The organism is Parapedobacter indicus (genome assembly GCF_900113765.1).
Lineage (GTDB): Bacteria > Bacteroidota > Bacteroidia > Sphingobacteriales > Sphingobacteriaceae > Parapedobacter > Parapedobacter indicus.
In genome coordinates, this window is sequence record NZ_FOQO01000013.1 from 167,828 (window position 1) to 190,361 (window position 22,534).

Genomic DNA, 22,534 nt, shown 5'->3' on the forward strand with positions numbered 1-22,534 from the left:
TTTGCTATAATCTTGGGCTGCTAAAACCCAATTTTTGGAGTCCGGTTTTAATCTCGGGTGCGCTCATGAACAGATCCCAGAGCAGACCGGTGCGATGGTTTTCGATCATTACGATGATTGGCCCCTGATCTATGGCGAGGTACGAATCGGCAAACCATTGCTCGGTAATGTTGAAGGCGTCATAGAAACCGTAAGCACCCCAAAGCCTATCGCCCATTGCATAGTAGAAAAACTTTAGCGCGTCCATGGACTTATCGGGAGTATAGGGAAATGCAGAAAGTGCGGCAGTTGGCGTGATTACGCCCAGATCGTTGGTGGGCGAATGTGCCGAATAACCCTCGTGATTATCGCTCGCCGTGAGCCCCCAGCAGCTTTCGCCATAGCCTACATACCGACGGGGATTACGGATACAATATTGATAATTGATGGAGGTATGGTTCACATTTTGCGTCCAATAATCAGCATATTCGTCGCTCAACCCTCTAGGGTCGATACCAAGGAACGAATATTGGCTTAAAAACAGCGGACCACCATATTCGGCACCAAGTGGCAACGCAATGCCTTCATAAGTTGCCCCGTTGCGTATATCACCGTTTCCAGCCCAGCCATTGTTATAGACGGTCTTAGGGATACCATGTGTCGGTGATGCAGCAGCCAGTACGTACGTAATCAAGCACTCATTCCATCCGCGGATCGGCATGTCCATGATCCAGCCCTTATCCGGCGACCAGTGCCAGTAGAGGACCTCCTGGCCATCCCGTCGGTACCAATCCCACTCCACGGCTTGCCAAAGTGCATTGATGCGATCAACAAGTCGCTTTTCAACAGGTGTGGAAGTTGTCAGATACTGACGCACCGTAATAAGCCCCTGCATTAACAACGACGTTTCCACGAGGTCGCCGCCATTGTCATTGGCACTAAATGGCATAACCGCCCCTGTATTACCGTTGATCCAGTGTGACCAAGCCCCGTGGAAACGATCGGCCGTTTCAAGAAAACTGACGATGCGTTCCAGCCGTTCAACACCCTGGCTACGCGAAATAAATCCCCTTTCCACTCCCACGATCAATGCCATGATGCCAAAACCGGAACCACCGCTGGTTACCAAATCCCCGGAAGTGTTGCGCTCACGGGCCATACCACTGGCTGGATGGGCGAAGTCCCAAAAGTAACTGAACGTTTGCCGCTGTACCAGGGTTAACAATTCTTCATCCGGAATAACCGGAAACTTTGGTGTTGGATCTATTGCTGTATAAAAGGCCTTTGTGAAACCCGAAAAGCCTTCTCCCCCTGCACCCACCAACGCATCGGAAATGTGCAGCTCGTATTTGGTGAGCCCTTCTAATGGCGCGTTGCTGACCAAGGTAACCGATTGTGCATCGGTGGCGAGCACTGTCTGTATATTCGATGTACCTGTGGTTCCCTCCAATGTGATAGCTTGTTGCACAGTGGCCGGATCAAGTGGGCTGGAAAACCGAAGGGTCATCCCCAACCCGGCAGGTATGCCGGTCAGCACATCGTTCTGTCCTATATTTTCTCCATCCATTTCGATGGCCACAACTTGCAGGTCTTTTATCATCGTCTTGAACTGCACATCATACGTTGATCCGCGACCGCCATCTGCACTCCGAAGTTGCTCCGAGACTGACAAGGTGTAGGTGGTATTGCTCAGCAATGGGCCATTGGGATGCACCACCACGCTGGCTCCCTCAGAAAGGAATGCCAAGCTTATCGCCACGGATTCACCGTTGCGGTTCAGGGTAATGGCCGCATTGGCTGCAGATTGATCGACCGGTTGCGAAAACACCAGCGTGATACTCCGATCAAGTGGCAACCCATCCATAATTGTTCCATCAAGTGCGAGCGCCTCCTCGCCAACCGATACTTGCAAAAGCGAAAACGTACCGATCTGGTTCTTCTTACATCCAGCCAGTAAACCGGCAAGAACGATAAAATAAATGATCCGTATCGGTACGTCTTTGCTCATCTGCCAATCCCTAATTATCCGCGATCATCTGTTGTACCTCTCCCTGGGTCAGTGCTTTGTCGAAAATACGCAGCTCATCGATCAAACTCAAGTCCGACAGGTGCCCCCATTCGGTAAAATTGGGTGCTCCGGAACCGATGGTGAGGGCATCGCAATCTGCCCAGCTAATTCCAGAAAAGGTTCCCTGACTTACGATATTGCCGTTGACGTAGACAGCACATCGGTCGCCCGCGATCGTAAATGCTATGTGTACCCAATCGCTGCCTGCTTCAACATCTGCTGCTTCAGCACCATCAAACCAACTATCCACCGTGCCGTCCCCAACATTAAGTTTGATTCGTTGCTTGGCACCGGCCGCTTCCCGGAATAGGCGGAAGCCACTTGTCCGATTGTTGTTTGTCGGGCCGGGAGGGCTCACTGTCAGAATACCCGCACGATCCGGAACCGCATTCAGCTTATACCAAAACGCTGCACTGAACTCGTCATTCGCCAGGTCAGCGAAGGGAAAGGTCAGGTAACCATCGGTTACACCGGAATAGGCACTGCCCTTCTTGCCACCGTTATTGAAACCAGGCTCACCCACGCGGGTGGGGTTGGTAATGCTCACCAACTCGGTATTCTCGCCATCAAAGGCCATATAAAATATTTCGCCATCATAAATCGGTTGGTAGGGCTCTACCTTTTCGAAATCTACGGATTGTATGGTGGATTTTCCAGCAACATCCGTCGCCGTCACCGTGAGCGTATGTTCGCCGGTTGCAACTTCGTTATACGCAAATGATGCCACGGATTTCCGATAATCGGGGAAACTATCGAGTTGGGCGATCTGGTTGCCGTCAAGCTCCACGACAACGTTTCCAATTTCGATATCATCTGTCACCGTAAAACGCACGTTGATAGACGTAACATCTTCGCGTACCCTAATCAGTGTCCCCTCCAATGGATAGGTCATCGATATGGTAGGTGCTGTGACATCTTCCCCCGGCGGTACAGGTTTGATATCGTCAATATAACCTTCTTGGCACGCTACAGCTCCAAACACTGCGGCTAGAAGCCATATATTCCTTCTTTTCATTTCAATACCTTGTTAAATTTTCTAATCGGTTTGTCAATTTCCTTCCCTCAACTGCGGCAGGACGTCTTGTTGTTCCAGCGGATACGGATAAAATCGGCTGGTGGTTGCATCGTAAGTACGCCCACCATACGATAGTTCGGCTGTCTGGTCATGCCGCACAACGTCATAAAACCGGATGCCCCACTCGCCTGCGAACTCCGCGAACTTTTCATCCAATACCTGATCGAGCGTAACACCGCTCAACGGGCCGAGGCCAACACGGTTGCGCACGGCATTCACCGCCGCATCGGCAGTCATCACCGAGCTGGTAGCACCGCTGGTCAGTGCCTCTGCATGCATAAGCAGCACCTCGGCATACCGGATACAGGTGAAGTTTTTATTTTCGCCATACGCGGTGCGGCCTTCGGTTAGCATGGCGGATGGCAGGTAATGCTTACCACTGTAGAATTTGGTCCTGACACTGTTATTGAACACATCACCATCTGGAGTTGCATTCGATATCCAACTCGGCGCATTCGGGTACGCATTGCGTACGTCCGTAATGCCATCCGGCGTAAAGATCACGGTTGTTTCGAGGCGTTCGCGCTCACCGCGATCGAGCATGAATTGGATATATTTCATACTGGGTTCCCAAAAACCCCATCCGCCACTGGCACCATCGCGCGTGGGTGTCCAGCTCGTGGGACCAAAGAAATCCCACAAATATTTATTGGATGTACCCGTGGCTGTGCCATAATCAGAATACTGCAGTTCGAGCAGGTTTTCATTGTTGAGCTTACCGCGCAGTTTAAACAAATGGTAAAAATCGGGCTCTAAACTAAACAATCCGCTACTGATAATTTGGCCGGTGGCTTCGGCCACGGCGGGATAATTTTTCAGTTCGAGGTTGGCTATCGCTTTAACGGCAAGTGCCGTATAGCGGGTGACGCCGCCACGCACGTCCGACCGCTGATTTGGCCGCATATCGGGCAAAAGCGGAATCGCTTCATCCATCCGCGCAGATACATACTGCATAACCTCTTCAAAACTAGATAATTCCACGTCCAGCAGCGCACTTGGCTCAGAACTCTGGGGTATCAGAATCCGCCCCCACATACGAGCCAGCTGAAGCATTTCAAATCCCTGCAAAACCTTGATTTCTGCGATATATTGCTGCGCGGTGGTCCCGTTTGCACCTGCCTCTTGATACTTTTGGATCTCCTCGATCGCACCCTGCCAGTAAATCAAGTCGCCATAGAGGCCGGTCCATGCGCTATTCATCGCCCAGAAATTGCGGTCATACCGGAAGCTATCCGCCAGTGCAAACAACGGCTGATCACCGCGTCCACCGATATCAATGTCATCTCCCCGTACACTGATAGATGGGTAAATTTCCCATCCGAAGTCATATAATTGATTGTAAGCACCATACAGCATCAACACCATATTTTGCGTCTGTGTATAGTCCGTCCCCTCAGCAATCTGCTGATTTTCGAGCGGCTCATCCAATAAACCGCTACACGATGTGCCGAGCAACAGTCCAAAGAATACCATCGCCCCGTATTGGATATTTCGTATCGCTTTCATAATTTCTTTCCTTAATACTTTACAGTTTAATGGTTACGCCCAATGTATAAATAGCCGGTATGGGGTATACTTCGCGATCCACCCCATTGGCCACTTCAGGGTTAAAACCGTTGTACTTGAATACCGTAAGGGGTCGTTCTGCCGTAAGGGTAACCCGGGCTTCCGGCCAGGTCACACCGTTTATTTCCCTACCCAGGAATGAATAAGACAGCCGCACGTTTTGCAACCGGAAGTAAGAACCTTCTTCTACGAAATAACTGCTCATGACCTGATTCCATGCCCTGCGTAATCCGGAGGCCGACGGATAATTCTTCGATGATCCCCCGCCTTCCGTCCATAGGTTCGTTGCCAGATCGGCATCGATGTTGGTATCGTTGGTGAAAATCATTTCACCGCGTTTACGATTCAGGATGTTGTAACCCGTTTGCCCTTGCAGCAGCGCCGCGAACTCCAACTTCTTATACCGGAAACCGAGGTTGGCTCCCCAGGTAAAATCGGGCATGTAGGAGCCCAATACCACGCGGTCCTGATCGTCGATAATGCCGTCCCCATTCTGGTCCTTAAAAATTAAATCGCCGGGAACCAAGCTTCTTTCGGCAGCAAAATCTGCATTGTAGGTATCCTGAATTTCTTGTTGACTGTCGAATACTCCGGTTACTTCATAGCCATAAAATGCCTGATAAGGCTGGCCGATTATGGATCGTTGACGGAACTCTGCTGTTCCGGCATTCAGCCCACTGGCGCCTCCAAGCCCCAGCACTTGATTCTTCAAGGTGGCAATATTCCCACCGATATTATAGGAAAAATCTTCAGACAGGTCGTCGCGCCAGTTGAGATTAAGCTCCAGTCCTTGGTTCCGGATTTCGCCCACACTTCGGCGTTCAGCAGACGGAAATACCGGCGGCACGATGGTCACCGCTAGGTTGCGCGTGTCGCGGATAAAGTAATCGGCCTCCAATGACAGTCGATTATTCAGAAATTGCGCATCCAAACCGAAGTTCTTCTCTACCGTAGTTTCCCATTGGGTAATGAGATCGAATGTGGGGTTCAGCCGCCAGCCGATCACGCGGGTGCCATCAATCGCGCCGTTGTTTTCTTCTATGGTGGGTAGGCCCACGGAAGGACTGATCGCATCATTACCCAGCTGCCCCCATGACGCCCTGAACTTCAAGAAATCGATACCTTCTACATCAAAGAAATCCTCTTCGGACAATACCCATCCGGCACCGACCGTGGCGAAATTACCCCATGTCTTTTGAAACTTATTGTTGCCATCGCGGCGAAAGGTCGTGTACAAGAGATATCGACCATCGTAATTATAAGCTGCCCGGCCAAAGAAAGACAGGAACTGCAGATTTGCATTTATTGAATTGTAATCAGGATCACTAGCATCGCCAATATCATTTAAGTCAAAATCGGTAGCATTCTGCAGATACCAGAACTGTTCAGCCGCTCTTGAAGGAGCCGGATTAATAGCGGTTCCCCGCGCAAACAATAATTCGCTGTATTCGCTACGGTAAGACTGTCCCAACACCACATTCAGGTTGTGTTTCCCGAAATCGTCGTTATAGGTCAGGAAATTATCCCATACCTGATCGTAGTTCGAGGTATTTCTACGCCGGATAGCCGATTGGTGGTTGGTCACTCCATCGTGATACGCGAAGTCAACCCGTCTAGTGTTTACAAAGCTCAACCCATAATTGTATTGCGTGCGGAACTTCAGTTTATTTTCCCAAACATTTACCTCAGCATGGAAGTTACCCAGCAATTTGGCCACATGATTACGGTTGTCTACATATTCCAATGGGAAGAACGGATTCTGGGTGCTGCGGTAGCCGATCTGCTGTGCATTGGCATATTTCACCGGCGTGGCGCTGGCATTACCATCGTCATATACCGGCAAGATCGGCACGCCAAAATATGCTAGGAACCACGCCGTGTTTTCACCATTGTATTGCCGAGCCGTACTCACATTGAAATTGCCGCCTACGTTTAGCCAATCTTTCACCTTACTATCTACTTTTACACGGAAGTTCAGCCGCCGGTAATTATTGCGCTGCAAATCCAGCAACCCCTCCTGATTGAAATAGCTGCCGCCTATGGAATAGCGGGTACTTTCACCGCCGCCACTGAATGAAAGATTGTGGTTCTGTATTGGAGCAGGGCTCATGATCTCGTTGTACCAATCGGTATTGACATCCGGCAGACTCGGATCTATCCGGCTGCGGCCATATCGCTGTATCGCATTTTGTATCAGGGCTATATCCGCTGCACTTCCGGTTCCGTTAATGTACTGCACAAACTGCTGGGCATTGGCCATTTTAAGTACGTTTTGCGGGTTTTGTATACCGTAATACGCATCGTAGACAATTTCACCGGGTTTGTTGTAGGCACCCGATTTAGTTTCAATCAGGACAACGCCGTTACCAGCGCGTACCCCATAAATTGCTGACGCCGATGCATCTTTCAATACGGAGATGGTTTCGATGTCATTTGGGTTCAGAAAATCGATGTTATCGAAAAACATCCCATCCACTACATATAGCGGTGCGGCATTTCCTTCAAAGGAACCGATACCCCGCAACCGCACGGTAGGCGATGCCCCTGGTGCACCATTACTCACAATCTGAACACCAGCCACCCGCCCCTGTAAAGATTGCATGGCGGTAGCGGTGGGCGTTTTCGCGATATCGGCTGCCTTTACAGTTGCTACAGCAGTGGTCAAATCCCGTTGACGCTGTGTACCATATCCAATGACCACCACTTCTTCCAATTCCGTGCCCTCGTCTTCCAGTACCACATTTAGGATGGTCTGGCCAGCAACGGGGATTTCTTGCATGGCAAATCCGAGCGACCGAAAAATCAATGTATCTCCAGCGGCTGCCTCAATAGAGTAGTTTCCTGACGCATCCGTCTGCGTAGCCGTGGTAGCACCTTTTACCATCACGGTCACTCCCGGAATCCCACCGGATGCTACCGCGTCGGTCACTTTCCCGCTTACCCTGCCCTGCTGTCCAGCGGCCATAAACGGCAACATAAACAACGCCAATAAGCATGTAAATAAATTCCTCATGTCGTTACTCAATTTAATTGGTTATTAATAATGTGTGTTGTATATAAAACCCCTTGGGGGTATCATATGTTTTGCAAAAATGTGATGTATCCCCCTACATGCCAAGAAAACGGCTAACACATTCCTACATCACCTCGAAATGAATTTCTCATCCGCTTACCACAAAACAATTAAATAATTAATAATCAATATATTATATCTAAGCTACACTTACTCAATGAAACGAATATTGTGTATTTTATACACCCTATGAAACGAGAGGTAATGATGTAGTGCAGTGATAAAAGAAAAAGTCGTTTGTGTACAAAAAAGAGTCGTTCAGAACATATTTTGACCTCACTAAGTTTTTGGTATTTAACTTGCATAAAAATGATCGATGGAAAACAACCCGTTAGTTTTATACCACCGTTGGTTTAAAGATCAATACATTGTATGGGCAGATAGGATTGCCGCTGCAGCAATGGATAGTTTCGATGCGCTTTATGAAGAAAGCATACGCATATTTGGCGCTGCAGTAGAAGAGGCCCATAATTTTATTCCACCAGACGGCCGGAGCAGCGGCATCGAAGAAATGTACGTTCGCGGAACGCATGCGCTTCGGCTTCTTAGCTATATCGAGCAAACCGTAGCCAAGCGTAACGTGGGCATAACGGCGTTGATTGCATCGTTGTTATTTGAAGTTACAGAGGATCATAAACCCAGCCTGCTCGACGAAGCCCAATACCAGAAAGAGCTTGATCAGGCACGTTCCAGTTATCACCAAGCCATGGCCGCCGGCGACCCAGATAGCATCGCCGCATGTGAAGGTTACCTTAAAACGTTAGAAGAAGATCAGGAGGCACGGCTATTTATGAATGAGACATGGGAATCTTTCTCAAAAACGCTATTCAACCTGCATACCATCGCGGCGTTTGAGGCAGTTTAGTGCCCTTATAACACCTTATTTTGCCTGCCGGGTCTTTTTTTCCAAGCTTTCCCACATATTCGCAGGGATCGCTTCGAGCCCACTGAACTGCCCTGCACCCTGGAGCCATTCGCCACCATCGATCGTGATGACTTCGCCATTGATATAACCTGCAAAATCAGACAGAAGAAATGCCGCGAGGTTAGCCAGCTCTTGGTGATCTCCCACCCGCTTAAGCGGAACACGCTTTTTGAAGTCAAACTGCTCGGCCAAATCACCCGGTAATAACCGTTCCCAAGCACCCTTGGTAGGAAAAGGCCCCGGGGCAATGGCATTGCTTCGAATTCCATATTTTCCCCACTCTACGGCCAATGACCTCGTGAGGGACAATACCCCACCTTTGGCGGCCGCTGAGGGTACTACGTAAGCTGAGCCGGTAAAGGCATAAGTAGTGACGATATTGAGTATGCTGGCAGACTGCCTCTGCGCGATCCAATGTTTGCCAAACATCAAGGTACAATTGGCCGTACCTTTCAACACGATATCGATAATAGTCGAAAAAGCATTGGCTGAGAGACGCTCCGTTGGCGATATAAAGTTGCCCGCAGCATTGTTAAGCAGCGCATCCACACCATTAAACCTGTTAAGGGTAGCCGCGAGAAGACGCTCGATGGCGGCCACATCACGCACGTCACAATCAATCGGCAATACCTGCCCCCCCGTTTCCGCAGTCATTTCTGCGGCTGCCTTTTCGAGCACCTCCCGTTTACGGCTGGCGATAACCACCTGTGCACCCAACCGGAGAAAATAGGTGGCCATGGCCCTTCCCAACCCTGTGCCACCGCCGGTGACGACAATGGTTTTGCCTTTCAGCGCTCCTTCGCGCAAAGCTCCCTGAATTATATTAGCTGTGCCACTCATGTTTTACTTCTTACTTTTCAAATTATCTATAATTGTCTTCAGAATCGCGCGGGTGGCCGGAGACCACCACCGTTTAAGCAACGGTTCGATTACATCCGTCTGATCGGCCTCAAATTGTGCAATCAACGATTGCCGCATGTAACGCTTGCTTTGTCGCCACGCATGCCGTTCATATTGTGTGTATTTCCTAATCTGCCGTTCAGCAACGGTGCGGATACTTTTTATATCAACCACCTCATCCACCAAACCGGCCTCCAATGCATCCCGCGGATTAAACAATTTACCTTCCAGCAGATAGCGATACGCCTTGGCCTGTCCCAGCCAAAAACTGTATAGCTGAAAAATACTTTCCGGCACGATGATACCCACCGGTATTTCGTTGAGTCCAATCACGTAGTCGCCTTGGGCCATGATCCGATAATCGCAACAGATGGCCATTACACAGCCACCCGCCGGGCTATGTCCGCTGATGGCGGCCACCGCCGGTTTATCAAACGAAACCAATGTTCGGATGAAATCGAAAAACGTATGCCAAAATCGGCGCACCTCGTCCTCGTTATAGTCATACAATGCAACCAAATCAAGTCCTGCACAGAAGAAGTCCTCTTTGCCGTGCAAGATGAGTCCTTCTATGGCCGGATTTTCCTGTGCTTCGATAAGGGTCTGCCGCAGTTCTTCGATCATCTGCTGATCCAGCGCATTTGATCTGCCACGATCCAAATGGACATGAGAAATTCGTTGATCTTCCGTAATCTTAATAAAATCCATACGTGTCTATTTAATGGTAATATAATGTACCGCGTGCCCCAATCGCCCCCTTACATCCAGCCCTTCCACGACGATGCGATACGTACCTGGACTGTCGGCCGTGTAAAATTCAACCGAAGTGTGGCCCGACTCGTCGGTGATTACATTCGGTGACCAGTGGATGGTTGTGCGAAGATCGCGCATGCCCGCCAACGAATCGGCCGGAGCACTGTAATCAGGATCATAGAATTCGCGTACTTCGTAATATCCCTGTGGACTATGGGTGACGATTCCGGGAGTATATACGTCGCCATTGTACCCCTCGCTATCACCACGTTTGGTCGTGATGATCAGCACGCCACCGCCACCGCGAACGCCATAAATCGCCGTATTCGCCCCGCCCCTCAGTACTTCAATGGTTTCCACATCAAACGGATTGATCATCTCCAACGCATTCGGCTCCATATACATGCCGTCCAATATTAGCTGCATCGGGTGATCAACCGTCGGGTGATTGATTGACCGCGTTGAATAGGCAACGCCGTTGCGGAACACCACACCTACTAACCTGCCTTGTAAACAGGTAGCTAACGACGGACATCCCAGGATCAGGTCCTCTGCAGTAAGTACTTGATCGGCATTGCCGGGGCCATTGAGGTTACTGGAATGTTTGACTTTGTTCTTTTGGGTTTCCCGGGTTACCTTAACTTCCTGCAGCAAAATACTTTTTCCTTTGAGGCCATATTTCTCCATCTCCTGAAATTGCTCTTGCGTATTTTTCAGGTATGTATTAATAGATTGGTTTACGTTAACCGTTGCATCGGGTGTATTCCGATTACGTGTTACCTGTTGCCGTGGCGATTCGTCGAGTTGAATGTCGACGTTTTTCCGGCCTCGTTCGTCGCGTGCCTGTACAACAAATTTGGTGTCATCAAAAAACAAGAGACGATCAAACGTAAATCTTCCCTGTTCATTGGTAACGGTATCGACAAGCGCCGTAATGTTACCAGTAGAAAGGATGGTTACCGTTGCGTTAGGAACTGGGGTTTGACCACCCCGCGTGGTTACCACACCACTGATGCGTAAATCCTGCTCCGGCGGGTATGTAATAGCGGGAGCTTTGTCTGCCATCAGGTCCTCCCAGTTGATCCGGCTCCACCCCTGGGTAAGCATGACGTTGTCTAGCTGCCTACGCTTGGAAATATCCGTATTTTCAAAATAATATTCAGGGGCTTCGATGTACCCTTTCACATCGGAACTCAACAGAAGTGATGTGTAGATGTTCCCTTCACGTATTGTGGAATCGATTGGCACCTTCGCCAAGTCGACTACCGTCGCAGAAAGTGCAGCAATACGACTGGAATCTGCTTCCTCTCCAGCCGTAATTTGTACCGATACTTTCTCCCTTCGCCCATAGACTTTTTCGTCGGTATTCAGGGATAGCGGTAACACTAGCTGTTTGTTCATATTAAATATCGTCCGCTCGGTCAAGGGTTTCATTTCGGGCGATAGCAACGTCAACTGCACGACACCTACCGGTAAATACGCCCGGGGGACGGAAAATATCAACTCATTTTTTGTAACGGTTCCCTTGGACGCGTAAAAGACCGTGCCGTTCCGCTGTGCCAGCATAGCAAGTTGCTGCCCTTTTACGAGGCCATCCGATGCGAATGCCTGCACGAAAACTTGTTTTTCCAGCTCATTATTCACTGCCAGTGCATAGCCTGAAGCCTGTACCTGGGGCAACGCCTGCTCCCCTGTACTTCCATCGGCGTAGGTTACTTTGGCCGTATAGGCACTTCCTGCCTGGGGTATAAAACGGAAGCTGCCCATCCCGGCATACAGGGTTTCGAATTCAGCAATGCGCATACCGTTGTTATCTACTAAATAGCCGACTGCTTCGATACCCACACCTTCCGGCCGTAGGGCTTTAAAACCTACCTTGGTAAGATTACCTGCCACAAGATGACCGCCCTCCGGAAAAAACTGGATACTGGGAGTGTTTGAATAGACATTCATGTTGGCCATCGGACCGCCCTGGGAATTCGCAAAGTCGATTTTCCTATCGGTACGCACCGGTAAATTTCTGTACGAAAAAGAGCGATGGGTGACGATGGAATCTGTCCGTGCATTTCCGACGGGCAAGGTCCGATCAAAGAATGCATCGCTGTCAAAATTACGCATCCAGTTGGTATAGGCACGTATGCGATAGTTGCCCTCCCCTAAGGAGTCTGCTAACTGAAAATCGCCCATGGTGACCCCTGAAATCAACGGCAGCCGGATGGATTGGACGATTTGATCGTCGTCGGAATTGATTAAATCCACGTAGAGGATCTTACTGAGACCGGAAAGGTTGTTATAGGCGCCGATGGTAACATATCCTTTGAACCAAATATCATCTCCTACCGCATAGTAGGGCTTATCCATATGCAGGTAAACCTTTTCTTTAGGGTAGCTTTCAACATACTTGTCAAGCTTTTCCAAAACCCGTCCGATGGCACCTTCTTGGGCGTGCGTTGCCTTTATCGAAAACAAAAACAGGATTAGTATGGTTAACCAACGACACATATATGCCAGTTCTGTTCGGGGTTTATTCGGACACCGATAGTGGTAAATATAGGCAAAAAAAATATCTTTGCAAGATGAACATCCTAATTATCGGTTCAGGCGGACGGGAGAGTGCTTTTGCCTGGAAAATTGCCCAAAGTAAACAAACAGCCCAGTTATATATCGCACCCGGCAACGCGGGTACGGTTCAATATGGCCAAAATGTACCGATTAAGGTCACTGATTTTGACGAAATAGCCGACTTTGTGCTCAGCAAGCAGATAAACCTGGTGTTGGTAGGGCCTGAGGAACCGTTGGTTAAAGGAATACATGATTATTTTCTGGAGCGGGCCGACTTGCGGCACATTCCCGTAATCGGACCACAGCAGGAAGGGGCTCAATTAGAAGGCAGCAAAGACTTTGCGAAGCAGTTTATGATTCGCCACGGTGTCCCAACGGCCGCGTCCCAATCGTTTGATCGATCCACATTGAGCGAAGGGCTAGCTTACCTGGAAACGCAGAAACTACCTGTTGTGCTCAAGGCAGATGGATTGGCTGCGGGTAAGGGAGTGCTCATCTGTGCCACCCTAGACGAGGCTAAAACCGAGTTGAGGGCGATGCTCGAAGATGCGAAATTCGGGGAGGCAAGCAACAAAGTTGTGATCGAAGAATACCTAGCCGGCATTGAACTCTCGGTCTTTGTGCTGACGGACGGCGACAGCTACAAAGTACTGCCATCAGCGAAAGATTATAAACGCATCGGCGAAGGCGATACGGGACTTAACACGGGAGGTATGGGCTCGGTTTCGCCTGTACCGTTTGCGGATAATTTGTTTATGGACAAAGTGGAAGAACGTATCATCATTCCCACAATTGAGGGGCTGAAACGGGATGGAATTGCCTATAAAGGCTTTATCTTTATCGGATTAATGAATGTGGATGGGAATCCCTATGTCATTGAATACAACGTACGCATGGGCGACCCCGAAACTGAAAGTGTACTCCCGCGCATCGAAAGTGATTTGGTGGATTTGTTGCAAGGCGTAGCGGAGGGTAATCTATTCGAACGCTCATTTACGCTCTCTCCGAAGACCGCGGCTACCGTGGTCCTCGTTTCGGGTGGTTATCCCGGCTCGTATGACTCGGGCAAGGCAATCAATAATATCGAAAACGTGAAGGATTCTATTGTATTCCACGCTGGCACCCATGAAAATAACGGAATCGTGCAGACTGCAGGTGGGCGGGTATTAGCAGTCACGGCGTTGGAGGACACGTTATTTGAGGCCTTGCAACAGGCCACGGCGGATGCAGGCCGAATTTATTTTGAAGGGAAATATTTTCGTAAAGACATTGGCTTTGATCTGATATAAATTGCGGCTGCTTTGTTTGTAACTCTCCAAAATACGTTTATATTTGCAGTCCGTAAAAAACGGCCCGTTCGTCTAGGGGTTAGGACGCAAGATTTTCATTCTTGAAACAGGGGTTCGATTCCCCTACGGGCTACTGACCCGCTTTACGATGAGAGTAGAGCGGGTTTTTAGATTCTACCCTGCTAATATCCGAAACAAATCCTCCTTAGTGTAAAACACTTCCCGTTCGTCTTTGATCAGTGTAAGTATTCCAGCATTCACCAATTCAGTCCGCCGGATGTGTTTTTAATCTGCCTGAAAGGGGCGATGATGCTTTCAAGTCAATGGCCTCCCGCCCCCCCAACCAGTGCTTCAAAAAGATGAAATAAAATTTGGGAGTATGGAGCTACGCCTACTTCGAAAAAGAACCCAAAAACAATAACTTAAAATGATAATTCCTAAAATCTGGTGATGGTCAAATTTGTCGTATTCCTTAAAAGTTAAAACACTTCGATTATAAAGTGGTGCACCAATGAAAAATCGGCTATTTTTCTGTATGTTTCAGAATAGAAATTGTTCTAAGACTGCAACTGAATTATCCATCAAGTAGAAATAAAATGGCCCTGAGTATCGAATCCCTTATTTCGGTTTCCATACTGTGGCTTTAGGTTGGGAAACTAGTCAATTTTAATGTGTCGATTTATACGATTATGCACGATAATTTTGGCAGTAATATCGATAATACCCCAAACACCAGAAAATTTCATTGAGGTAAAATCGAGTCAAGCACCTACTTTCGCTTATTGACTGTCCTTTTGGATGATAGTACGCAACTTACTTTCGTCCAGAATAGTAATGTTCTTTCCATCCAACCGGATGCACCCTTCAACGGTAAGCTCGTTTAGCATTTTAAAAAGTGTCTCATAAGTGGTTCCTGCAAAGGAGGCAATATCCTGACGACTGACAGTGACAGCGATTGCGCCGTCACTTTTTGTACCGAACTGATCTTTCAAAGATACCAACGACTGTGCTACTCGTGCCCTTACCGACATATGTGCAAGATTACGCATTCCGCGGTGAGATTCCTGAAGTTCGTCGGCCAGAAAACGCATCAGGGTATATGTCAGGTTGGTATTGACACGAAGTGTGCTTTCGAAAAAATCCATTCCCAGGTAACAAACCATTGTTTCTTCCACGGCTGTCGCCGAAACAGGGTATCGGGCCTCTTTCCCCAACCCAAGGTGCCCGACAATGTCACCCTTTCCGGCAAAGCGAATGATCAATTCCTTTTCCCGTCCCCACTTTTTATGAATCTTCATCGTGCCGGAATAAACAAAATAGATCCCCGTTACCGGCTCTCCCTCGTTGAAGGCCCGTTGCCCTTTTTTTAACAGAAAATTTTTTCTGTGAATTCCAACTGCTGGAATCCAATCAGGAAGACATAATTTACACAAAAGACAACCCTGGAGATTGCAAGAAGAACCGCTTTCTTTTTTGTTCATTTCCGTTACAATAGTACAAATTTTTTTGATGAGGACTTTCTTCCCTACTTATCCAAAAATATAGTACAAACCATATAAAAAACCCAGTAATAGTCATTAAATAAGCAATAAGTATTATATAAAATATATTTTTCGTATTTTTGCAGCCAAATTACAGTTCGTTTTATGAAAGGCCGGCATATCAAAAACAGCATTCCGATTTCACCTACATTGGATGATTTAAACGCTACAGATAAAGTGAATCGGAAGACTGGGCTTAGTCTTTCGGCCAAAAGATTAGTTTGGGTCTGCCTACTTGCCGTAGGGATTGGTGCCGTGGTCAGTCTGATCGCCCGAATACTGATCTTGTTCATCAACCTGGTTACGAACCTTTCCTTTTTCGGGAGTGTTGGACTGCATTTCCAAGATCCCGCAGACAACCATCTTGGCATATGGGTGGTCATCATACCGGCCATAGGAGGGCTTATCGTTGGCCTCATGGCATTGTATGGCTCGAAGGCGATCCGCGGCCACGGAATACCGGAAGCCATGGAACAGATTCTTGTAAACCAAAGCCGGATCAGGCCGAAGACAACGTTGCTAAAACCAATTTCCTCCGCATTCGCTATCGGCACGGGAGGACCATTTGGTGCTGAAGGCCCTATCATCGCTACGGGGGGTGCTTTCGGTTCCACGCTAGGGCAATTCCTGAGGGTAACGCCCCGTGAACGAAAGGCCTTACTGGCTGCGGGAGCAACCGCCGGGATGTCTGCCATTTTTGGAACACCTGTTGCTGCAATCTTTCTTGCAGTGGAACTGCTCCTGTTTGAATTTTCCGCTCGAACGATTTTACCAGTCGCATTGGCATGCATCACCGGCGCTGCGGGACATTACTTTCTGTTTGAGGCCGGTCCCGTATTTCCGATGCCATTTCTTTCAACGCCCACAAATTCTGCATTGTTAATATACAGTCTAATTGGCGTGGTGATCGGGATAATTTCGCTCGGCTTGACCAAGGCAGTGTATTACGTGGAGGACTTATTTGAAAAGCTACCGATACACTGGATGTGGTGGCCGGCACTTGGTGGGCTGGCTGTTGGGTTGATTGGCTATTTTGCACCTTATACACTGGGCGTTGGGTATCAAAATATAACAAATGTGTTGTCGGGAAACATGCCGCTGGCCCTGATTCTCTCCTTGGCATTATTGAAATTTGTTTCGTGGTGCATCGCCCTTGGCAGTGGCACTTCGGGTGGAACGCTTGCTCCGTTATTGACTATCGGGGGCGCTTGTGGCGCCGCCGCCGGCTTCGCTTTCGCATTCGCTTTTCCAGGCAACGACATCAGTTTATCGATGGCAGCGCTCGTCGGCATGGCCGCCATGTTCGCAGGGGCATCGCGCGCCTATCTTACCAGTATTTTGTTTGCATTAGAGGCAACTTCGCAGTCCAATGCCTTGGTGCCCTTACTCGCAGCCTGTACCGGGTCTTATTTGATTTCACTGTTTTTTATGAAAAACACGATCATGACCGAAAAGATCGCCCGCCGGGGTGTTTCGACGCCAGAAGTATACGAGCCGGATCTCCTTAGGCAGATTACTGTCCGTCGCGTAATGAAACAACTTTTAATCGTTCCTAACGCCGTTCAAAAAACCATTGGGGAAATCAGGGAGTTTTGTCAGCTCTCCAGTGTGAAACAGGAATTTTTAGTCTTCACGGATCCAGATGATTCGTTTGCAGGCGTACTCCCAGCCGCCGAAATTTTCCGGCCGGATGCCGACCTGGAAACACCAGTATCTTCCATTGTCAAACGGGATATTTATACCATTCCAGAATCAAATCACCTAGATAAAGCTGCGGAATTGCTTGCCAAAAGCACCAATCCTTTCCTAATCGTAACTTCGGATACGCAACGGCAAGACATGAAAGGAATTATTACATATAAGGAAATTTTAGGTTGTTATCTGCGTCACACCCGCGATAATAGGGAAAGCAGGCGGGGCATGCTGCCAGGTAGGCAGCGCTTACGAATCTTGGTGAAAGGAAGACTACCGCGTACATCAGACTATTAAATGGATGACATGAAATAGTTTCATCAAAATCACCGGGCGATTAGACGTAGCGTGACCTACCTTTGGTTAAACTACTCACATAATCTTTTATTGTTATGGCAGCCTCAGTTCATTCGGGTATCATTGCTACCCATGACCAGGATTCCGGCCATCACCGGGAGGGATTCATATCCCGTTATGTATTTAGCCGCGATCATAAGATGATCGCAAAGCAATTTTTGGTTACCTCCATCGCGATGGCATTCATCGCTTTACTTCTCTCTATTCTCTTCAGGATTCAGCTTGGATGGCCTGATAAAGATTTTCCGATACTGGAAGTCTTCCTTGGAAAATGGGCGGAAGGCGGACGTATCCGACCGGACTTTTACCTTGCCCTTGTTACCATTCACGGCACAATTATGGTCTTCTTCGTACTGACCGCCGGGTTGAGCGGAACTTTTGCCAATCTGCTTATACCACTGCAAGTAGGCGCACGAGACATGGCCTCGCCATTTATGAATATGCTCTCCTATTGGTCTTTTTTCGCATCGTGCGTTGTGCTCATTGCCTCCTTCTTTATAGAAACTGGCCCCGCAAGTGCCGGATGGACCGTGTATCCACCATTGTCGGCTATACCCAAAGCCATCCCGGGTTCCGGACTAGGGATGACCCTGTGGCTCATCAGTGTATTTCTATTTGTAATTTCGTCTGTGCTGGGTTCCATCAACTACATCAGCACCGTGCTCAACCTACGTACAAGGGGAATGGATTTATGGAAAATGCCCCTCACGGTCTGGGGTCTTTTTCTGACCGCTGTTTTGGGCCTGCTTACCTTCCCGGTGCTTGTGGCAGGCTTGGTACTATTGATTTTCGACCGTAGCTTCGGAACCAGCTTTTACCTCAGCGACTTGGTCATCCAGGGCCAGATATTGCCCAATGAGGGCGGAAGTCCCATCTTGTGGGAGCATCTGTTCTGGTTCCTGGGGCATCCGGAAGTCTATATTGCCATTCTGCCTGCTTTCGGTATCGTCTCCGAGGTGATGTCCACTCATTCGAGGAAACCAATCTTCGGATACCATGCCATGGTTTACTCGCTGATCGGGATTGTGGTCCTGTCGTTTCTGGTATGGGGCCACCATATGTTTGTCTCGGGAATGAATCCCTTCCTAGGAGGTGTATTCATGATCACTACGTTGATCATTGCCGTGCCGTCGGCCATCAAAACGTTCAATTACCTGGCTACGCTCTGGCGGGGCAATATCCGGTTTACCCCGCCTATGCTATTTGCGATCGGCTTCGTATCTTTTTTGGTTTCCGGGGGGCTGACAGGCATTTATTTGGGCAATTCTTCACTGGACATCGGTTTGCACGACTCCTATTTTGTGGTGGCACATTTCCACCTGGTGATGGGATGTGCTTCCGTTTTTGGTATGCTTGCGGGAGTCTATCACTGGTTTCCCAAGATGTATGGACGGATGATGAACGAAAAGCTCGGCTATCTGCATTTCTGGATGACTTTTATATGTGCGTACCTCGTGTTCTTTCCTATGCATTTCATGGGTATTGATGGTGTTCCGAGAAGGTATTATGCGTTTACCGAATTTCCGTTTATGGAACGCTGGCTGTCTGTAAACAAATTCATCTCCTGGGCCGCCATCGTCGCCGGAATTGCACAACTCGCTTTCCTTTGGAATTATATTTACTCGGCTTTCTTTGGGAGAAAAACGGTCAGCAATCCTTGGCGTTCCAACACATTGGAATGGACCACTCCAGTGGAGCACCTACACGGCAATTGGCCGGGTGATCTTCCGACAGTTTACCGCTGGCCCTACGATTACAGCAAGCCCGGGCACCCTGAAGATTACATCAGCCAAGTGATACCCTTTTCGCAGACCAGGGAATCTAACTTATCCCACGACTTCGACGGCGACCCTGAAGGGGAACGCATACAACGGGAATGGGAATCGGCTAAAAAATCTGAATCGGCAACCGATCAACGTTAAATGCAGCTTCGAAAGCAAGTTAGTATGGAAATACGTTATTTGAGACTGATAAAAGCAATCGTGGAAGAAGGGAGTATCACCCGGGCAATGGATGTGCTTTTTCTATCGCAAAGCGCATTGAGCTACCAGTTGAAAGAAGCGGAACTGCAAATAGGGACCAAACTTTTTTTCCGGGTAAATAAAAAGTTAGTCTTAACGCCTGCGGGGAAAAAGCTCTATTCTACCGCCACCCGCGTATTGGCTGAACTAGACGAAACGGAGGACGAGATCAGGCGGATGATGGATGGAGAAAGCGGCACCATTCGGATCAGTACTGAATGCTACACCAGTTATCATTGGCTGCCGCCCGTGCTTAAGAAGTTCAAAAGTGAATTCCCGAATGTGGAGATTGAGATCGTGTTTGAAGCAACTCACCATCCCGTCGAGAAATTACTGGCAGGCGAACTGGATCTCGCAATTACCAGTAACCCCGAACATCCTGAACAAATCGAGTTCATCCAGCTCTTTTCAGATGAAATGCTGGCGGTGGTCTCCCACCAACATCCTTGGGCGAAACGGGAATATGTGGTCTCCGAAGATTTCCAGGATGCTACGTTAATCATCCACTCCCTCCCGCTGGATACGGTGTCTATCTTCCGAACCCAGCTAACCCCCAAAGGGCTCCAGCCGAAAAAACTGATCATCCTGCCGCTAACAGAGGCCTCTATCGAGCTGGTCAAGGCTAACATGGGAGTCATCGTATTGGCCAACTGGGCCATGAAACCCTATATCAATGGCCAGGTAAAAGCGGTACGCATTAACCCGGAAGGTTTTTTCAGGCAGCAGTATATCGCTCGGATGCGCAACCGGAAATATCCGGTTTATTTCGACTATTTTATCCGGTTCCTGAGAGAAGAACTCCGGACAAACGCAGAAACCAAAACACCGCAATAATTAACAGCATACAAATAAAAAACACTAAAAACATGAGTTTAAAAATTGGAGATATTGCTCCTGATTTTAAAGCGGAGACAACGGAAGGACCGATTGACTTCTATCAATGGCTGGGTAATAACTGGGCAATCCTGTACTCTCATCCCGGCGACTACACCCCAATCTGTACAACGGAACTAGGGCGCACGGCGCAGCTCAGCAATGAATTTGCCAGACGGAATACCCGCATCCTGGCCATCAGTGTCGATGGCATCGAATCCCACCGGGGATGGGTTAATGACATCAACGAAACCCAGCATACCAGAGTCGACTTTCCCATTATCGCCGACCCGGACAAGACGATCTCCCGGTCGTACCAAATGATACACGATAACGCTTCTTCGTCGGCAACCGTCAGGTCGGTGTACTTCATTGGCCCGGATAAAAAGATCAAGGCAGCTATTACCTATCCGGCATCCACCGGCAGAAATTTCACAGAGATATTGCGTGTACTCGATTCCCTGCAATTGACGGATCGTTATAGCGTGGGTACCCCGGTGGACTGGGAGGTGGGGCAGGATGTGGTGATTTCGACTTCAGTAAGCAACGACGAGATCCCCTCAAAATTTCCGAAGGGCCATCGAGAAGTCAATTCTTATTTACGTTATACACCGCAACCCGATAAATAAGGGTTGAGGGCAACCTAATACAATGGAAGATTTCGACACGTTATGCGTTCACCCCCTGGGGAGAAATGTCCACCCGAGCGGTTCCGTGGCATCGCCTATTTACCCTTCTGCCGCGTATGATTATACCGGCAATGAAGGGTTACGCTATCCGGGTTTTTACTCGACGTATAACCAGCTACGGACCGGCGAAATCATCGCAAAGCTGGAAGGTGGGGAATGGGGGGTGACACTCAGCTCCGGTATGGCCGCTATCAGCACGGCGATTCTGTCATTCGTACAGCAGGGGGATCATGTGATTTTCGCTGCGGATCTTTATGGTGGTACTATGGCGCTGGCCGAACAAGAATTTCCCAAACGCGGCATTGCTTTCAGCTATGCAGGAAATACCATGGAAAGTTTCCGGGCAGCACTTAGTGGGACCACCAAATTGATTTACCTCGAAACGCCTGCCAACCCACTCCTAGGCATTGTGCCGTTGAAACAGCTTGCCGAGTTGGCCCGGGCAAATGGAATCATGACAATTGTGGATAACACATTTGCATCGCCCATTAATCAACACCCGATAGCGCATGGAATCGATATAGTCGTCCACAGCGGAACGAAGTTCCTAGGCGGCCATAACGACCTTCCGTTTGGCGCACTGGTTACCGCCGAAATGCACCGCGAAAAAATCCTTTCCACGGCGAAAATGTATGGCGGGTCACTATCCGCCCAAGCGTGTTACCTCGCAGAACGAAGCCTCAAGACCTTGGCCCTCCGGGTAAAAAAACAAAATGAAAACGCGATGTATCTGGCCGATTACCTTTCCGGGTTGGCTGGTATACGTTCCGTTTTCTATCCCGGTCTCCCTTCCCACCCGAATCATGTGATTGCCAAAGAACAGATGAGCGGCTTCGGAGGCATCCTGTCTTTCGAGCCGGACCTGAATGCCGGCCGACTGCCTATTTTTCTGAAGAACTTGTCTATTATTCAACCTGCCCTCAGCCTCGGTGGTGTGGAAAGCCTTATCTGTGCACCCGCAGAAACGTCACATCGCGGGCTTACCTCTGAAAAACGTCGTTCCCTTGGTATAAACGATCATCTATTGCGGCTTTCGGTCGGCATTGAAAATGCCTCGGAACTCGCATCCGATCTGCAACATGCGCTGGCGAAAGCTCAATAAAAGTCCACTTTTTCAACTGCTGATCTTCAGACTAAGCATCCTATTTTGGGATTATGCTCAACAATTGTA

Annotated in this window: 15 protein-coding genes and 1 tRNA gene; 8 read left to right on the plus strand and 8 right to left on the minus strand. The window is 48.8% G+C overall.

The genetic code is table 11. From position 1 onward, the window contains the following. Positions 1 to 4: 4 nt before the first annotated feature. From BMZ56_RS22605 to BMZ56_RS22620, 4 genes are read right to left on the minus strand one after another with little or no spacing between them, the layout of a single operon-like run. A complete protein-coding gene (locus BMZ56_RS22605; RefSeq protein WP_090631317.1) occupies positions 5 to 1,987 on the minus strand; it encodes a glucoamylase family protein in 1,983 nt (660 codons plus the stop codon). Between the two features lie 10 nt (positions 1,988 to 1,997). Beyond that, positions 1,998 to 3,062 carry a LamG-like jellyroll fold domain-containing protein gene (locus BMZ56_RS22610; RefSeq protein WP_090631319.1) on the minus strand — a complete coding sequence of 355 codons (1,065 nt, stop codon included), beginning with the start codon at positions 3,060 to 3,062 and terminating at the stop codon, positions 1,998 to 2,000. 33 nt (positions 3,063 to 3,095) lie between these two features. Continuing rightward, positions 3,096 to 4,628: a RagB/SusD family nutrient uptake outer membrane protein gene (locus BMZ56_RS22615; RefSeq protein ID WP_090631322.1), complete on the minus strand. Its 1,533-nt coding sequence runs from the start codon at positions 4,626 to 4,628 to the stop codon at positions 3,096 to 3,098. Positions 4,629 to 4,647: 19 nt separating this feature from the next. Next, on the minus strand, positions 4,648 to 7,701 hold the full coding sequence (locus tag BMZ56_RS22620) for a SusC/RagA family TonB-linked outer membrane protein (RefSeq protein ID WP_090631324.1): 3,054 nt from the start codon (positions 7,699 to 7,701) through the stop codon (positions 4,648 to 4,650). 376 nt (positions 7,702 to 8,077) lie between these two features. Here BMZ56_RS22620 and BMZ56_RS22625 point away from each other — a divergent pair, with 376 nt between their 5' ends. Then, positions 8,078 to 8,626, plus strand: a complete 549-nt coding sequence (locus BMZ56_RS22625; protein WP_090631327.1) for a hypothetical protein — start codon at positions 8,078 to 8,080, stop codon at positions 8,624 to 8,626. Positions 8,627 to 8,641: 15 nt separating this feature from the next. Here BMZ56_RS22625 and BMZ56_RS22630 read toward each other — a convergent pair whose 3' ends face one another. Genes BMZ56_RS22630 through BMZ56_RS22640 form a run of 3 tightly spaced genes read right to left on the minus strand, consistent with a single transcriptional unit; the run spans position 8,642 to position 12,841 of the window. After that, complete coding sequence (locus BMZ56_RS22630; protein ID WP_090631329.1) at positions 8,642 to 9,526, minus strand: SDR family oxidoreductase; 885 nt, start codon at positions 9,524 to 9,526, stop codon at positions 8,642 to 8,644. Positions 9,527 to 9,529: 3 nt separating this feature from the next. Beyond that, positions 9,530 to 10,294: an enoyl-CoA hydratase/isomerase family protein gene (locus tag BMZ56_RS22635; protein WP_090631333.1), complete on the minus strand. Its 765-nt coding sequence runs from the start codon at positions 10,292 to 10,294 to the stop codon at positions 9,530 to 9,532. Positions 10,295 to 10,300: 6 nt separating this feature from the next. Beyond that, positions 10,301 to 12,841, minus strand: a complete 2,541-nt coding sequence (locus tag BMZ56_RS22640; protein ID WP_090631336.1) for a TonB-dependent receptor plug domain-containing protein — start codon at positions 12,839 to 12,841, stop codon at positions 10,301 to 10,303. Between the two features lie 74 nt (positions 12,842 to 12,915). Between BMZ56_RS22640 and purD the strand changes: the two genes are divergently transcribed. After that, complete coding sequence (gene purD / locus BMZ56_RS22645; protein WP_090631414.1) at positions 12,916 to 14,190, plus strand: phosphoribosylamine--glycine ligase; 1,275 nt, start codon at positions 12,916 to 12,918, stop codon at positions 14,188 to 14,190. Positions 14,191 to 14,251: 61 nt separating this feature from the next. Continuing rightward, positions 14,252 to 14,323, plus strand: a tRNA-Glu gene (locus BMZ56_RS22650). 646 nt (positions 14,324 to 14,969) lie between these two features. Here BMZ56_RS22650 and BMZ56_RS22655 read toward each other — a convergent pair. Then, complete coding sequence (locus BMZ56_RS22655) at positions 14,970 to 15,671, minus strand: Crp/Fnr family transcriptional regulator (protein WP_090631339.1); 702 nt, start codon at positions 15,669 to 15,671, stop codon at positions 14,970 to 14,972. Between the two features lie 165 nt (positions 15,672 to 15,836). On the opposite strand from BMZ56_RS22655, the gene BMZ56_RS22660 reads away from it, so the two are divergent. The 5 genes from BMZ56_RS22660 (at position 15,837) to BMZ56_RS22680 (ending at position 22,465) form a co-directional block, all read left to right on the plus strand. Next, complete coding sequence (locus BMZ56_RS22660; RefSeq protein WP_090631343.1) at positions 15,837 to 17,720, plus strand: chloride channel protein; 1,884 nt, start codon at positions 15,837 to 15,839, stop codon at positions 17,718 to 17,720. A 200-nt stretch (positions 17,721 to 17,920) separates the two neighbouring features. Next, positions 17,921 to 19,702 (plus strand): cytochrome c oxidase subunit I, encoded by a 1,782-nt coding sequence (locus tag BMZ56_RS22665; RefSeq protein WP_218146647.1) that lies wholly within the window; start codon positions 17,921 to 17,923, stop codon positions 19,700 to 19,702. Positions 19,703 to 19,726: 24 nt separating this feature from the next. After that, positions 19,727 to 20,635 (plus strand): LysR family transcriptional regulator, encoded by a 909-nt coding sequence (locus BMZ56_RS22670; RefSeq protein ID WP_090631349.1) that lies wholly within the window; start codon positions 19,727 to 19,729, stop codon positions 20,633 to 20,635. Between the two features lie 32 nt (positions 20,636 to 20,667). After that, complete coding sequence (locus BMZ56_RS22675; protein ID WP_090631351.1) at positions 20,668 to 21,303, plus strand: peroxiredoxin; 636 nt, start codon at positions 20,668 to 20,670, stop codon at positions 21,301 to 21,303. Between the two features lie 22 nt (positions 21,304 to 21,325). Continuing rightward, on the plus strand, positions 21,326 to 22,465 hold the full coding sequence (locus BMZ56_RS22680) for a trans-sulfuration enzyme family protein (RefSeq protein ID WP_090631354.1): 1,140 nt from the start codon (positions 21,326 to 21,328) through the stop codon (positions 22,463 to 22,465). The last annotated feature ends 69 nt before the right edge of the window (positions 22,466 to 22,534 follow it).